This is a genomic window from Shewanella sp. 30m-14, from assembly GCF_052977125.1.
Genome location: NZ_JBRILW010000002.1, coordinates 158,770 through 175,188 on the forward strand (window position 1 = coordinate 158,770; position 16,419 = coordinate 175,188).

A 16,419-nucleotide genomic window follows, 5' to 3' on the forward strand; every position below is an offset into this window, starting at 1 on the left:
TATCGCCGCAATGCTCTATCGCCTAACTCGCCTTCACCCCTAAAGAATTGGGTTTTATTATCCGTACTAAAAAGTGATGAACAATCCAAATCACTACCGAGGTCAAAATCACGGCCACGACGATTGAACTAAACCGGTAACAGATAGAGAAAAATGCATCTTGCTGCTCAGGAATAAAAGCACTTGTTAGCGGCACCGTCAGTGCCGACATCGCCGAAAAACCGATCCCCGCTTTGATACCTCCGATTGCCAGCCAGCGGCAAAATATAGCGGCTGCAATGGCGTACCCCAGCAAAAATAGCAGCATGTTGTTCGCTAAGCTATAGAGAGTTAACTGCAGCACTAAACCTGCTAAACAACCTAAAAATGTGCCGATGATACGGATTTTAGCTACCGCCATAGAGCCAATAAAAGTCATCGGCGCCAGTACAATAAAAATAGAAGCTTGAGCCGATAAGGAATCATTGAGATCTGCCACTTGAAACAGGATAAATGCCGCCATGGCAATAATCCAGCCGAGTGCGGCTTGCCTCACCATGCCTACATGATCTTTGCGTTGATTATCGATATGCGCCCGAGCGCCATTATTGCTGTCTAAGCTGGGTAAAGCCTGTTTAGTGACAGGCTCAGGAAATAGATAGAATGCAAGAGCGACAACGGGCCCAGTTAGCAGGGCAGAAGCAAGTAACCCCATTACAAAATCTTCTAAGTCAAAGCCTTGATAACTGCCAAAGTTAAGCAAAATCGAGCCCATTAATAGCCCAATATAACCAAAAAGGTAGCTGCTTTTATGGGTCATGGCGATACACTTAAACATCATCATAATCGCTACAGCTAGGGTCATTAATAGTGGGTAAGGCTGGAAAAATCCAACAATAAAAGTGACCTGTAAACAGACCCAAGTTACCCCCAAAATAAGCTGCACTATGATGCCTGTGTTCCACCTATCAATTTGAGTTAAGACAAACATGGGTAATAGCGCGGCAAACATGCCGTTTGACCAGCCAAACACTAAGGTAACAGCCAAGCCAAACACACAACCAAACCAGATCCGTTGAGTCTTTATTAATGTTTTTCGTTGCACAACCAGCCCCCCTTGCACGGCTTAAAATCAGTAAACCTTGGCTTAAACTCAGTAAATGTTGACTTAAAATCAGTAGATATAATGAAGTAAGCTCACAATATGAATTTGAGCCTTAGCCAGAAATCCCCACACAATATTGTCTTCTGGATACAATACGACTGTAGCGCGAGAACCAACAAATAGCGGTTGTGGTAAAGGGTTGTGGCTGGTTAAGTTAATTCTGACTCGCTGTGCATCACGTACCCAGCGGTTATTAACTTCCACATGAGTCAGCTGGCCGTTAGGGCTTTGCTGCGCGGCGGCGACACCAAAGTCACGGCTTTGCACATTGAAGCTAAAGACACGCCCCGGAAACGCGTCAAATGCCACCAGTGCGCTTGTTTTAGGGGTAATATTCGCAACCGCTTTTTCTCGATAATCCGCCGCAACCCAAAGCGAATCAGTGGGAATAAATGTCAGTAGCGGCATGTTCGCATTGGCGGTACTGCCCACTTTGAGCTGCAAGTTGGTCACCACACCATCGCTAGGGGCAAACACTTGGGTATGAGAAAGGTCTAATTGCGCCTGCTTTAATGTATTTTGTGCGGCGCGAACGCCACTACTTTGCCCTGGAAGTCCACCTAACTGCACTTTTAACACGAGCAACTCCTGCTTAGCAGCATGCAGATTCGATAGCGAGGCATTATTGTTAGCCAGCGAATTATCCAGCATCGACGCCGAAACTAACTTTTGCTTTGCCAATTTATTTATTCGGTTAAATTCGCTATTGGCATTTTTAAAAGCGGCCTGATTAGTCGCAACATTAGCTTCAGCCACTGCAACCTTGGCATACATAGCCTCTTCTTGTTCGCTCGCCTGCTCTAGCGCTAACTGCGCCTTTTCCACTGCCAATCGGTATTTACGGTCATCAATGCTAAAAAGCGGGTCACCTTTACGCATTTTTTGATTATTCTCAGCCTGAACGTCCACCACAGTACCTGTTACTTCTGCTGCGACTTGAACCACATAGCCTTGCACCCGGCTTTCAGTGGTGAGTGGAGCATAGCGATCAGCAATAACGATATAGCCAATAAAAATAATAAATAGAATAATGAGGCTTTGCATCCAACGACGAAAAGCATGTTCTGCGGTTTGCATGGATAAGTCCAAGGTCGATCTGAGGGGCAAGTATTATAGATATTGCTAATTAGATTAAATAGAATGACAAATAGCGCATTTACAACCTATAGGTAGGACAATGAACATTAGCATGGATGATCTACACCTGTTTGTATTAACTGTTCAACATGGAGGGATCAGCGCTGCAGCAAAACAGCATTCGTTACAGCGTTCGAAAGTAAGCCGGCGCTTACAAGAACTGGAAAAGGCTTTGGGTTGCCAATTACTTATTCGCACCACACGCCAAATAGAGCTCACAGAAAATGGTCGCTTGTTGTACCAGCAAATTAATCAGCCATTAAGTGGCGTGGCGCAGGCGGCAAAGTTACTCAGTAATCAGCAAAAGTCTTTGCAAGGGGTATTAAGAGTCGCCGTTCCCGCCGCGCTTATTACCTCTAATATGTTCAGCCTATTGATCGATAATTATCTTGAGCAGTTTCCAGATGTATTATTAGAAGTGTTGCATTGTCAGGAAAGTGTCGACCTTAAACGAGACAACGTCGATATCCAGATCTTACCCGATGGGGTTAAGGTGATAAATGAGGATTATGTACAGCAAACTCTATTGCGATTCCCGAGTAGCTTAGTCGCGTCTGCTGATTACTTGCAAAATCATGAGCCTATAGTCGATTTTGACGACTTGTTTAAGCACCCTATCATGGTGAGCCGTTATAATTTTGCATCACTCCCCGACAACCTCACTATTAGGCTGTGCTCTGACGATTTACGCTTAATTCAGCACATGGCAAGCAGTAACAAAGGCGTCGCCCTATTGCCAACCATCTTAGTCCAAGATGCGCTTAAATCAGGCGAGTTGCTCGCAGTGTTACCCAAAGAAAAGCTGCCAGAAATCAAACTCACCTTAATCTATGCTTCTAGGCAGTTTTTACCAGAGAAGAGCCGAGCATTGATCGAGCTGCTTAGGGATACCTTTAAGTTCAATTAGCAGCCTAGCGTGAGTGCTAAAGATACCAATTCTAAATCTAATGGATTGCGCCAATGTGAAAGCTCGTACTAACTTAGATAAAAGGATTTACATTCAAAGAGAAAAATATTGCTAACTACACTGAAGCTATAGCCTGTCGCTCAATCTCTACAGCGAGTACTTTTCCTGCGACTTTCTTGCACTTTGTAAGAGAAACAAACATGACTCAGTAACGACCATATCTGCTGCATAGCAGTGGGGAGCCTGCAGTATCATTGATGACAAACTCTTACTGACAGAAATGAAAAAGCCAGCAGCGAATCGCTACTGGCTTTTAATAATATCAATGCTTTTTACAGCACGATATGACTAACTAATTATTTAATAATATTAAAGCTTATAGTTTGCACCTAGGAAGAATGCACGACCTGTTGTGTCGTAATAGCCGTCACCATCATAAACATATGGGTTACGTGGTGGCGCTAGATCAAAGGCATTCAATATACCGAAGCGTAAAGATAGAGCATCATTAAAGGCATATGAACCTGTGAAGTCCCAAACAGTACTCGATGGAATATCGTTATAGTTGTTGTTCTCAGGCTTCCAGTCATTACTCGCAACTGCAGAATGACGATAGTTAGAGCGTGCTTCTAGACTTAGTGCATCGTACTTCCAGCCTAAGCTAAACATCGCTTTCCAACGTGGATCTGTGTATTCACCAACATCGACCTGTAGATCATCAGCAAAACCTGTCGGGTTTGTTTGCCACTGCTCTAGGTAAGTCGCAATAACATGAACTTTAAAGTCACCAAAGCTATCAGTTGGAATGTCATATTGGCTTTCAATATCGACACCTTTAACATCAAATGACGCAGAGTTAACAGGGCTCTGAACGAAATCGACAATATCACCAGTCGCGGCATCACGAGTAAATCGGCTGCAATAAACGTTATCTAGTGACTCAGAGTCGTAACAATAACGAACAGCAGTACTAACATCTATGTATTCAATTGCATCTGAGATCTCAAATGCCCAGTAATCTACTGTGATAGAGAAACCTTCAAGATAATTAGGCGTATAAACCGCACCAATTGTGTAATCGTGTGACGTTTCAGCCTTAAGATCTGGATTACCAGCGTTGCTTCCTGGGTGATTACTCTGGTACCAAGAATCAGACGGATTCCACCCATCTTGCAAACCAGCAGCCTGACAGTTTGCCTTACGGTTATCATTTGGACCTAGCTCAACGTTAATCTTGTCACAAACATCTGTAAAGTTTTCAAATGTTTGCCCTGCAGGGCTAAATAGCTCACCAATATTTGGTGCTCGAACTGATTTAGAACGTGTCGCTCGTAGACGCAGATCTTCAATTGGAGCCCAGTTTAAACCCACTTTCCATGCATCATCTTGACCTGCAGTGCTGTAATCCATCCAACGATAAGCTAAATCAAGCGCTAAGTCATGTGCGAGGAACATATCAGATAATAATGGAATATTAAATTCAGCTGCAAATTCAGTAACATCATACTCACCACGCATTGGGTTGGCACTATTACCAAAAATTGTACCGTCAACTAACGCTTGATCTGGATTAGTTTCAGACTCTTCTTTACGGTAATCAGCACTGAATGCTGCACTAACATAACCTGCAGGCAGATCGAATAGCGCACCACTAACAACGAGACCAGCACTAGTCTGTGTTGTCTTGGCAGTCTGGCCAGCACTTGTGCCAACCCAATCTATAGACTCTTGACTTGCTTGGTTTTCACCAAGTAAGTTCATAGGTACACAACCCGCTGCACGTGCATCTGCATCACGACAAACTATTTCACCATCGACTAAGATAGCATCTTTAGCCTGCTCATAACGCTCATCCCATATCTGACCTTTCCATAGCGTGGTTTCCTTTAACTGACCACGTTGAGCGTGAATAGAGTAATCCCAATCATCACTGATCACACCTTCTACACCGACGAGGAAGCGCGTTGTTTCACGGTCTTGATTATAAGTACGGTTACCAAACTCACCATCGATACGGGAAAGGTTTAGGTATTCCATACCTGTATCGGCCATCAGATCCTGGGTTGCTTGTGGCAAAAAAGCGTTATCAGCCATGACGGGGTTCCACGTATGGAATACCGGGGTGCTTTCACCGTTAGAGGTATAATCAACATAAGTGATTTCAGTGAAGATCTTATGCTCATCATTAATTTCATAGTCAGTATTTAGTGTAAATACCTTACGGTCTAACGGTGTACGCACTAGACCGTAATCAACAGGATCATAGCCCTCACAGCTTGGTCCACAATAGCTATCATTATTACCAGGACCTGGGATTAAGCCTTCACCATAATCAAATACTTTCATCGAACCATCTGGGCCGAAAGTATATTGACCGCCATCACCACCATAGAAAGTACCCGCCTCATTAATCCAAGACAGTGGCTTACGACCAATGTACTCAATACGTGCAGGAGTTCCATCATCTAAATCTGGATTCCAATCAGGGTTATAAATACTGTTTACTGGATTATCTAAAAAGTCTCTGTCAGTTGAGCGTAACTCTTTTTGCTCAGCATAAGTAAAGTTAAATACTGTCGACAGTTTATCGTCTAAATAGGTTCCACCTGCAGTTAACGAGAACTGCCCCTCTTCACCGCCACTTTGTTCTGGTTGCGTATAAGAGACATCAAGCTCAACACCTTGAATATCTGTTCGAGTAATAATGTTAATTACACCAGCAATCGCATCTGAACCATATACCGCAGATGCGCCACCAGTAATCACCTCAATGCGAGAAACCATTGCGGTAGGAATAGTGTTTAAATCGACTGCAGAGTCACCATTTGAGCCCGCAACAAAACGACGACCATTAACCAATACAAGTGTACGATCTGACCCTAGACCGCGTAGGTTAGTTTGGTTTAGACCATTGGCAAAAATAGTGTTGTTAGAAGTCTCTGGAGAGATACCAACTGTTGACGATGGAAGTTTATTCAAGATATCAGCAACGTTTGTGATACCCATATCCATCATATCTGCACCTGTAATCACAGTTACAGGAGTTGGAGACAGTTGACCAATTCGCTTGATTTTTGATCCTGTCACCTCGATTCTTTCAATACTATCGCCTTCTTGCTCTTCAGCATAAGCTCCAGCACTTGTCATTAACGCTGCACTTGTCGTTGCGAGTAATGCAACTTTGACAGCTTTAGATAAACTGCTTATTGACGTCATATTCAACATTCCCTTTGTTAATTGCGAACTCAATTCATTCAATTTTGTTGAGTCTTCTAATTTTTAAGCCAAGGTAGCTACCCTTAACTAAGCAACAAATCTACAGTATTGTTAAGTAACGTCAACACTTTGCCTTATTTTTGTTAACCTTATGTGTGTAAAGTTAAATTTGCCAACAAATGTACCAGCAGTATTGCTGAGCCAAACTCCGATACGTGAAATTAATTAATAGTTATCGAGGTGGTTAAAATTCAAGCTGCATAGTCTAATAGACAACAAAAAGGGCTGCACCTGAGTGCAGCCCTTTAAAATAATAACCAAATGACGTATTACGCGATTAAAGGCTTATGCCAGCAATAAGAAGCCAACAAAAGTCATGCCTGCGGCGAGTAATGCGTAAGGCAACTGAGTCACCGCATGACTCACTAAGTTACAACCTGAGCCTTGCGCCGCGAGCACCGTGGAGTCAGAGTAGAAACACGCCTGACTACCAAATGATGATGCCGATAAAAGTGCACCAATCACCAATGGAATATTGGCGTCGACTGACTGAGCCAGTGGCATCACAATCGGAATTGATACCGCAAAAATACCCCAGCTAGAACCTGTCGCAAAGGCCAAAACCGACATGGTTAAAAACACCACGGCTGGCAATAGTTGCGGCGTCATAAACGGGCTTAAGCTCTCAATGACATATTGTGGCAGCATCAATTTATCGCATACATCTTTAAAGATGAATGCAGCAATTACGGTACCAATTGCTGGTAGCATATTTTTAAAGCCATCAATCATCTGCTCCATCATCTCTGACAGTGGCATCAGCTTTTGTAGACCATAATACGGCAAGGTAACTGCAAGTGTAGCAATCAGACCTTTAAGCACATCGATGTCAAAATAGACGGTAAAGCCGACCAACAAGATGATTGGTACAAAGAAGTTATGTAGCTTGCCGCCATCGTCGGCATGCTTAAATTCATCTTCAATCGCTTTTAATGCGTACTCGTCAGAAGTTTGCACTTCATCTAAGTCCATCTGCTTAATCGCTGGCTCACCTTTAGCCGCTGCAATTTGCGCCTTTTTCATTGGGCCAAATGCAGGCACTATGCCTAAGATAACCAACAATACCATTGCCACAGCAAGCCATGCGTAAAGCATATAAGGTATCGCTTGCATATAAACAGCAATGCCCTGGCCTTCAGCCGCTATGCCGTTATCGACAAGCAAACCACCAAAAAATACTGCCCAGGTAGATAGCGGTACCAATACGCAAACCGGTGCTGCGGTTGAGTCCACAACATAAGCCAGCATCTCACGAGACACTTTAAACTTATCGGTGACCCGCTTCATGGTTGAGCCAACCGTTAGTGCATTGAGGTAGTCATCGATAAAGATAACCGCCCCAAGAATAAAGGTCATAAACAGTGATGATTTTTGCCCTTTGGCAAACTTCAATGCATGACGACCAAACGCCATCGAGCCACCGGTACGCACTAGCAGAGCAATCAGAGCACCAAAGCCACCACACACAAGGATCAGCCAGCCGATGGTTTCATCGGTCATAACAGACAAAGAGGTATCAGCAAAATTAGTCAGTAAATTCTGCGGCTCATACATAGCCAAGCCAACTAATGCACCGATAATCAAAGAAAGAATTGGGCGGCGTAGCACAATCGCTAACACCAATACCACCACAGGTGGGATAAGACTTAAGGCTGTCGGTTCAGACATGCGCTAACGTCCTTATAATAAAGTGCCAAAATGGCAATTAATCACCAAACTCACGCAATTATTTGCGAAGTTTAATTGCTGCTTTACCGTTGAGATACCTGCCGATACCTTGAATTTTACGGGCTATTTTGGGGCCCCTAGTAAAAACATCGCGCAGAAAATAATCCCCATTGGCCTTTGAGTCAATAATAAATATCCCCATTGAGTGAATTTTTATAAGCACCACTGACGTAAAAAACGCAAGCCATTGAATATATTAACTTTAACAATATTGACGCCAATGACAAATTACAGCCAATTTTGACTTAAAAATACCGAAATCTTTGCCTAATCCCAGCGGGTTTTACATTTCATCAATTTGGACTATTCGCCCTCTTCCGATTTAGAAATAAAAATACGATTTAAGTCCTTACCCCACAATTGAATAATTTTTCGGTTTTTAGCTTTATTCCAAAAACATTTACCGAATAAGATAATGCCTGCGCCCTCGAAATCTCGCCTTTCAGTTAACCCAAAGCGCTGCTGTAATGCTTTAGCAATATTATCAATTGGGATCCCAACGTCTTTGCTATCAGCAGGGTTAAGCCAAAGCCCCTCTTTATCCATATGGGAAATAGTGCCCCAGTACATTCTAGGAGAGCCATTTTCTGTTGGCTCGGCATCGGCAAAATTGACGAATAGGTTCTTGGCGCGCCAGCGGTATTTCTGATCGGTATAAACCCACAGTTCTGAACTGGCCAGCTCACTGCCACGCATTAAGCTGTGCAATATCTTCTCTAGGCCTTCACTGACAATACGCTTTTCAACAGTGGAAGAATGAGCAGCGACGTCACTGGGTGACGGACTCACAGCCTGCTGCTGTGGGCTTGCTTGCGTCTGTGTTTGCAGCTCAGATCCCACGCTGGGCTGAAAATCCGCTTCATCAAGCGGTTTCTTCCCCGTAGGTAAGGCAACATCTGCCTTGGTGTTTAACGATGCTCGCTCATCTGTCATAGACTTAAATGATCGCGGATGGCGACTAAAATCAATCATCATCGCATCGCTATCAGCTAATATCTGATTCACCTCAACGACATGCTGCTCTTCGCGCTCTTTAGCCGCAGAAGGTTTGAATTCGCGGCAACCAGTCTGGTGATAGCGCGAACCAAAGCAGGCGGCCTTACCATCTTTAGATGCTTTACGGTAATAGGCTTTACCTGCGCAAGCAGGACATATCAATGCCTGACGATATTGCTCGATATCTAACTCACTGAGCTTTTGAAACTTAAATATAGAGTAAGTGATAGGATTCGACTCATCGAATAAACATATCGCGTCAAGCATGCTAACGTCCTAAATTGCATTATTTTTTAATCATAGAGAATAACGACTACCGCGACAAGCACGTCACTGACGACTAGACTGCCATAAAATCATTTCCACATTTACCGAAATAATGATTGACACTTTTTCAAATCGGATTATTATTTGCCCAACTTATTATTTCGGTTATTCCGGAAATAACAAACAAAGAATCTAGAGGTAAACACCATGAGCCCTGAAATCATTGCAATGGCAAAAGAGTCAGCCGGAATGTTTCTATTCCTTGCAGCTGAGTTAACCGTACTATTTATCGCGATTAGCTATATCGTCGGATTACTACAGGAGTATATTCCTCCAGAAAAGATCCAGTCGATTTTGAGTTCAAAGAAAGGCAAAGGCTATGTTATTGCAGCGCTACTCGGTGCGATAACGCCATTTTGCTCCTGCTCGACGATCCCTTTCTTAAAGGGTCTATTAAGAGCAAAAGCGGGCTTTGGTCCTATGATGGTTTTCTTGTTCTCAAGCCCATTATTGAACCCAATTATTATTGGCCTATTTATCGTGACCTTTGGCTTTAAAGTGGCGTTATTTTATTTCGTCGTTGCCATGGTGGTTTCAGTAACAGCGGGTTATGTGCTTGAGAAACTTGGCTTTGAGCGTTACGTAAAGCCTGAAGCATATGAAGCTGCGGGGGGTTCAAGCTGTGGTACAAGTTGTGACGATACAGCAAAACAAAAAGCTAACACTGAAGCCGCTTGCTGCTCAGCACCTGAAAAAGTGGAGCCAGTTGCCCAAGCAAGTTGCTGTTCAGAGCCCGCTCTCGCAACGGTCAGCAGTGGTTGCTCTACTCAGGTAGAAGCAAGTAGCTGCTGCGAAGCTCCAGCGGTAAAAGAAGATAGTCGTTGGATGCGCGTATGGCGTTCAACTTGGAAAGACTTTAAGCAAGTACTGCCTTACTTAATGATTGGTATTTTAGTTGGTTCGCTTATCTATGGCTTTATTCCTACAGAGCTAATCGCAAAATACGCCGGAGAAGGTACTTGGTATGCTATTCCAATCGCAGCTGTAATTGGTATCCCACTCTACATTCGTGCAGAAGCGGTGATCCCACTAAGCTCAGCCTTAGTCGCGAAAGGAATGGCATTAGGTTCAGTGATGGCATTGATTATTGGCAGTGCAGGGGCAAGCTTAACCGAGGTGATCTTGCTTAAATCTATCTTCAAGAACCAAATGATTGCAGCATTTTTAGCGGTTATCTTGGGTATGGCGATAGCGGCAGGTTACCTATACACGCTGATCTTTTAATGCTTAATGCTCATTAGCTCAGAGCCATAGTGACTGCGCGGTTTAAAAAGTGAACAATAAATGTTCGCCGTCATTAAAAAACAGCGTATAATCGCACCGTAACGACAAGTTTAGCAATAGCTTAAATTTGTCCGCACGGTGCTTTTTTATCGATTCAATTAACCCATTGGAGAATATGATGGCAAAACATCACCAGCAAACGCATACCGAACACGAAAGTGGTCGCGGCGTAATAAAAGATAACGCTTTAAAGGCAATCGTTACTAGCTCGCTATTTAGAACGCGCACTGAAAAACCAAAGAAAGGTAAAGGGTCTTACAACCGCAAACAACAAAAGGGGCAAAAGCTGAAGGGCTTTGCCCCTTTTGACTATCTGGCACTACATTAACGGCAAGCTCCAGTGTTTCCCATACCGCTATGACACTGAGCGTATAGATAAAAAGCTATTGATAAATCTGGCCATTATGCTTAAGCCAACCACCAATATGGCGCCCCCTAGGATCATGATGAGTCCAATGCACTACCCCACCGCGATCATTCCACTCATATTCACCGTAAAACTCAACTGAATCACCAACATTTAAATCCGCTATTCGCGGCGCTAAATCAATATTGTGAGCGACTAAAACCGTTTGCCCGTGTGGCAATGTCACAATAAATCGTTGATGACGGCTACCTTTATCATCATCTGCTAGAACCTTACTGACCACGCCAGAGCTTTGCACTTGAAGGTTACTCAGCCCCTGCTCAAAAGCTCGCTGCAATTCTCCTGCGCTACTCTGTTGCTCACCAGAAAATGGTGCAGCTAAGCCTGATGTTGTCGCACCATGTAAATTCCCAGTGCTTGTAAATACGCGATTATAGGCAAAGCTCGCAATAGCCAGTACCACCAGCATAATGCCAATACGGTATAAAACGCCGTTAATCGACTTTCGGTGCTGCGATTGCGAAGTCCCCTTTTGCAGATGAAGCTTCTGCAGATTTAGATGCTCCAGATTAAGCTTCTGCCGTTCTCTAGTCGGTGCTAGAGTCAGCCCTTCGATCTGCGCTTCTACCGCCCTGCGCTTACCATCTTTTTGCGTCAGTATTTGAAAAGAGATGCTATCTCCCACCAAGGGTCTACGTGGTATCAAGCCTAACGCAGACACATGAATAAATACTTCATTATTGGAGTCATTAACGTCATCAGCCTGCTCAATACGAATAAAACCAAATCCTTTCGTATCATTCCATCGTACCAATTGACCTTTATATATCATCAAGTCTCTCTCTTTTAAGATCCTGTTAAGTCGGCTAAACGTTGTATCAGCGATTTAGGCCATAGTGTTTGATAAGGGGCAATTTGCACTGTTATTGAATGTAAAATGTCCAATGCCACAAAAGTATCTGCCGCCGCATATTGCAGTTGTAGCTCACTCAGCGGCTCTGCAAGTGGCTTGCCCCAATTTGATAATGTCACCTTTTTGCTTTTAGGCAGCTTTAGTGCCAAAACCGTTGCGGCTGCTTGCTGTGTGCCTAGCTGTTTAGGTGCACCAAGTTGATTCATCAGCCAATTTAGATCCAGTATCGCGGTGATACTAATATCAAAATCTCGCTTCATTGCATTGATATCATGTCTCAAGCCGATACCAATTTTAAGCAGATGTTCATTGCTTAATACCGGTGCCAGTGCCGCCTTAAAGGGCTCTATATTCTCAGACTGCATGCGAAACAGATAGCAATGAGTGGCAGTTGCTATTTGAATCAATGAGATAGGATTAGTATTACGTCGCCCCTTTTCAAAGGTGGCCGCCGTTTCGGTATCAAAACCTAGCCAAGATTGCGCTTCAATATCGGCTATCGCCGCTTGCAGCGACTCAAGCGTAACCACACAGACCTGTCGTGATTGGCCATCTTGCTCTGCAGACACATTCTGAATAAGTTCGACATTGAATTCAGTTAGTCTAGATAAGTCACTGTCATCAATTCGAGTAATTAAACGAGTACGCACCTGCAACCAATCAAGCTTTAATCTGTTCTCTTTTGTGGTGATCTCGCGAAAAAATGACGCTTCAGCGGCCTGCATGACGTTAAAATAAGCCGCTGCATCTTTACCTAGCTCTCGGCGAATTGTCGCGGATTTATCTGCCGCTAAACCAAACTTAAATAGACTCATTAGATTACTCTACATTGTAAAATTACGGCTCGTAACCATATCGAGCCTTACAGCGTGCATAAGCAAATAGTTGGCACCATGCAAAGCTGTCAATATCGTTAAACTCGCAACGGTTCCCAATCAAGTATTACTGAGTCACCCACATTAAGCCAAAGTCCTGCGTATTAGCCTCAGTCACCTTGCGTCTAAAGCGCTCCATCCCCTGAGTCATCTCTTGATACTCAGGCTCCTGCACAATGTAATCGGGATTATGTATCGCAAGCCAAGCATCGAATCGGTCTCTAACCCTGCACTCATCAAGTACTGATAGCAGTGACACCAAGGCGGGTAAGCGATGGCTTTCAAATGCAAATGATTCATTATCAGCATCCATCTTTATCGCATCGTGGTGCATTATATCCAGCCAGGTTTGAAACAAACTGCCCGCGCCTTTTACTCGCTCTTCAGTATTATTGAGAATGTAATGATAAAGGTCCACATTACGATGATTTGCATCAGGCCCTATCATCATCGCCTCGTGTTCAGGCCAATCATTAGGCAAAGACTGCGCACCAGAGCCTGCCATCAACTTGGCGATTTTGCTCAGCAAAGAGCCGCGCTCCTGAAACACATCAGCCTGAGGCTTTTGCCCCTGTAAATAAGCGTCCAACGTTTGCGGGTGAGCCTTCAAAAATCGAATATGCTCATTCGGTAATGAAAATATATTTAAACATAGCGCCATTTACTCTCCCTAAAGCCATATCAAACGACTTGCATACTACTTGTCTCATAATTAAATCGTCTCATAATTAAGCCGCGTCATGAGTAAGTCGTGTCATAGTTAAATTAGCTGTAAAAAACTCGCTAAGTTTTGCAATTTTTATCAAGCGGATAGTAAGGCTTAGACAATAAAAATGCGAGCTTACTCGCTCGCATTTTTATTTCGATTAACGTTCGTCTAGCACTATTCTATATGGCCAAAACGTCCCATTTGGTAATCCTCAACCGCTTGGCGGATCTCTGCTTGAGTGTTCATCACAAACGGGCCCATGTGAACAATGGTCTCATTTATCGGCTGGCCTATCAGTAATAGGATCCCAGCGCCATCATCACCAGCTTGTAACTGCGTTATAGTGTGGCTGTCTAATACCAACATGTGTCCCGCCTGGTATGCCTGCTTTGGCTGTTCAGTAATAGCGTCCCCGTTTACAGGTAAACCTTGTTGTAGCGACCCCGCATAGATATAAATCCCCACAAATCGATTTTCATTTAACTCAAGTACACTAAAATCAAGCTCGGTGTTTGCCTCAGGTGCAAATATAAGATCCGCTATCTGAGCACTGCCAGCAAGCCCCTGTAAAGGCGAACTTAACCTATGCTCGCCAACATGCCAACGGCCAGCCAATGCTTTAAAAGACACTCCCTCTATAGTCGCTTGAGGTAACTCAATATCGGCCGTATCTTGATAGCGTGCCGGGCGCATTTTGTCCTTTGCAGGCATATTCAACCAGATCTGAAAACCATGCAGCCCATCATTAGCATCCTTTAATGGCATCTCTGAATGGATCACGCCACTGCCTGTGCTCATCCACTGTACATCACCGCTACGGATAGCTTTAACGTTACCTAATTGGTCCTTGTGCTCAAAACCACCTTTTAAAATATAGGTGAAGGTTTCAATGCCGCGGTGCGGATGCGCGGGGAATCCACCGATAAAATCATTTTTATCATCAGATTTTATTTCATCTATCATCAAAAAAGGATCGAAACCTAACTGATTAAAATCAGCGACTCGGCGGATATTAACCCCATCACCATCCATTGCTTTATGCGCTTGATATTGTGCTAGCAGCTTCATCATTCTTGCCTCATTAATCTCTAATGACTGTAGCATAACAAGCACAAATCAGAATAAATAACGCTAAAAGGTACACCAAACGTTCGAAAAAATAGAAGGTAACTTACAGCCGTCTAGTGGTTTTCATTGGTTAAAAGGGATGATCAACCATCACCCAAGCATTTGTCGCTTCATCGGAGTGTGCAATATCAAACCGAATAACGATCCCAGCAGTTAAGGCTCGCAGCGACACGCCATAATCAAACTTTACATCAGACAACAATTCGCTGGCACTATACTGTGGCGCGACTCGACCCGCTTCAGCAAAACCCACCAGCTGAAACCAATCTAAACGTAAGAACCTTAACCAATTCACATCTTCTATTGGATTAGCCCTCAAGGTGTACCGGTATTCAGCACTGGTATAAATGGCAGCTTTGTCATGAAATCGATTTTGCTCGAAACCCCGCATACGATAAAAGCCACCTAAGGTAGCCCCTTCATTATAAGGCGCAGCATTGGTTATTCTACGGCCACCTTGCTCGTCATATTCAAGCTCCCAGGACGGGGAGTAACCGCTCCAAAAGTTTAACGCTAATATTCGTTGGCTTGCCCAATCAGACTCACCAAAAGAGAAATATTTACTCATATCGAGATTAATGAAGGTCCACTCACTATCAGAATCTAGCCAAGAGACATCTCGTGATATAGAAAGGTACTGACTACTGCCATAACTTGGATTGACCGAGAAATCGGTGTTGTCATATAAGATCCCAAGCTCAACAGCATGAATACTGCCGTCAAGCGGTTCATCTTCAAACTCAAAACTTTGATAACGATTGAACTGGCGCAGCACTATTACCGTCGCACCACTTTCAAGAGGGTTCCACTCTTTACCACCACTAGGCTCTGAAATGAGTAAACCGTTTTCTAACTTATATTCAACTCGCCCCTTATCTTTGGTCGCCCCTATAGGTAAAGCATATTCAAGCTTAATGTCGAACCAATTAGAGGAGCCATCAGCCTCTAAAAATTGCTGATTACTGGAACCATTGCTTCCAGGCAGTGGCGTACCCGACGGGATGAACTCGCGCGCTCCTCCCGTATAGGCTCTTTGATCTGGGTAATAGCCCAAAAAACCATAGGCGCTTAAAAAGAAGCGCTCGGTTTTAGGCAGTTTTACATTCCATACTCCAAGTCCAGCGCCTTGACTCACATCGCCGCCAAACACGGTGCCACCGACAGTCATTTGATCTTGAAAGTAACCACTAAGCATTCCACCCACACCGATGTTCAACCCCATAGAGTCGGTGCTAAATAGGTAGGGTAGAATCAACTTTTCTTTGACATTGTCAGGGGTTTCCACCCTATCGATCGTTGTTTTTACATTGGCAGCAGGGGCCGAATAGCTAAGCTGAGGCAGCAACAAATAGACCCAAGCTAACGCGTAACTCACCCGCTTAAGCCTCAGCTCCACATTCTGTTTAAGCATAATCACTCCTTTGCAAAACCCGCTTAACTCTTACCGCCATAAAGAACCCTGTCGCTATCTGAAAAGATAACATCTATGACTTGTCCCTGAGTCATAAAGCCACTGAAAACCAATATCTTTGCCTAGGTCCACAAAATAAAAATCATAACAAAAACAGCCAAACAATGTCGAAACAATACCAAAACAGCATAGAGGCAAAAGCAAAACAGCATAGAAG

At 43.8% G+C, this 16,419-nt stretch carries 13 protein-coding genes; 3 read left to right on the forward strand and 10 right to left on the reverse strand.

The window, feature by feature from the left end:
• Window positions 1-22 precede the first annotated feature (22 nt).
• The gene (locus ACVBIU_RS02450; protein WP_447162972.1) at window positions 23-1,084 is read right to left on the reverse strand and encodes a DUF2955 domain-containing protein; all 1,062 of its coding nucleotides are present in this window, start codon (window positions 1,082-1,084) and stop codon (window positions 23-25) included.
• 69 nt (window positions 1,085-1,153) lie between these two features.
• A complete protein-coding gene (locus tag ACVBIU_RS02455) occupies window positions 1,154-2,221 on the reverse strand; it encodes an HlyD family secretion protein (protein WP_447159465.1) in 1,068 nt (355 codons plus the stop codon).
• A gap of 100 nt (window positions 2,222-2,321) precedes the next feature.
• Here ACVBIU_RS02455 and ACVBIU_RS02460 point away from each other — a divergent pair, with 100 nt between their 5' ends.
• Window positions 2,322-3,188 carry a LysR family transcriptional regulator gene (locus ACVBIU_RS02460; protein WP_447162973.1) on the forward strand — a complete coding sequence of 289 codons (867 nt, stop codon included), beginning with the start codon at window positions 2,322-2,324 and terminating at the stop codon, window positions 3,186-3,188.
• Window positions 3,189-3,557: 369 nt separating this feature from the next.
• Here the strand turns inward: ACVBIU_RS02460 and ACVBIU_RS02465 are convergent, their stop codons facing one another.
• From ACVBIU_RS02465 to ACVBIU_RS02475, 3 genes are all read right to left on the reverse strand, one after another.
• Entirely contained in the window at window positions 3,558-6,404 is a 2,847-nt protein-coding gene (locus ACVBIU_RS02465; RefSeq protein WP_447162974.1) for a TonB-dependent receptor domain-containing protein, read from the reverse strand.
• 345 nt (window positions 6,405-6,749) lie between these two features.
• Window positions 6,750-8,132: a Na+/H+ antiporter NhaC family protein gene (locus tag ACVBIU_RS02470; protein WP_447159462.1), complete on the reverse strand. Its 1,383-nt coding sequence runs from the start codon at window positions 8,130-8,132 to the stop codon at window positions 6,750-6,752.
• A gap of 363 nt (window positions 8,133-8,495) precedes the next feature.
• Window positions 8,496-9,455: a hypothetical protein gene (locus ACVBIU_RS02475; protein ID WP_447162975.1), complete on the reverse strand. Its 960-nt coding sequence runs from the start codon at window positions 9,453-9,455 to the stop codon at window positions 8,496-8,498.
• Window positions 9,456-9,662: 207 nt separating this feature from the next.
• Here ACVBIU_RS02475 and ACVBIU_RS02480 point away from each other — a divergent pair, with 207 nt between their 5' ends.
• Window positions 9,663-10,739, forward strand: a complete 1,077-nt coding sequence (locus ACVBIU_RS02480; protein WP_447162976.1) for a permease — start codon at window positions 9,663-9,665, stop codon at window positions 10,737-10,739.
• Window positions 10,740-10,917: 178 nt separating this feature from the next.
• Entirely contained in the window at window positions 10,918-11,127 is a 210-nt protein-coding gene (locus ACVBIU_RS02485) for a ribosome alternative rescue factor ArfA (protein WP_447159459.1), read from the forward strand.
• A gap of 55 nt (window positions 11,128-11,182) precedes the next feature.
• Here the strand turns inward: ACVBIU_RS02485 and ACVBIU_RS02490 are convergent, their stop codons facing one another.
• The 5 genes from ACVBIU_RS02490 to ACVBIU_RS02510 all read right to left on the reverse strand — a co-directional run bounded on the left by ACVBIU_RS02490 (window position 11,183) and on the right by ACVBIU_RS02510 (window position 16,202).
• The gene (locus ACVBIU_RS02490) at window positions 11,183-11,998 is read right to left on the reverse strand and encodes a DUF3465 domain-containing protein (protein ID WP_447163028.1); all 816 of its coding nucleotides are present in this window, start codon (window positions 11,996-11,998) and stop codon (window positions 11,183-11,185) included.
• A gap of 14 nt (window positions 11,999-12,012) precedes the next feature.
• A complete protein-coding gene (locus ACVBIU_RS02495) occupies window positions 12,013-12,894 on the reverse strand; it encodes a 3'-5' exonuclease (RefSeq protein ID WP_447162977.1) in 882 nt (293 codons plus the stop codon).
• Between the two features lie 127 nt (window positions 12,895-13,021).
• A complete protein-coding gene (locus tag ACVBIU_RS02500; protein ID WP_447162978.1) occupies window positions 13,022-13,615 on the reverse strand; it encodes a hypothetical protein in 594 nt (197 codons plus the stop codon).
• 222 nt (window positions 13,616-13,837) lie between these two features.
• Window positions 13,838-14,731, reverse strand: coding sequence for a pirin family protein (locus tag ACVBIU_RS02505; RefSeq protein WP_447163029.1), 894 nt, complete (start codon window positions 14,729-14,731; stop codon window positions 13,838-13,840).
• 130 nt (window positions 14,732-14,861) lie between these two features.
• Complete coding sequence (locus ACVBIU_RS02510; RefSeq protein ID WP_447162979.1) at window positions 14,862-16,202, reverse strand: BamA/TamA family outer membrane protein; 1,341 nt, start codon at window positions 16,200-16,202, stop codon at window positions 14,862-14,864.
• Window positions 16,203-16,419: the final 217 nt, after the last annotated feature.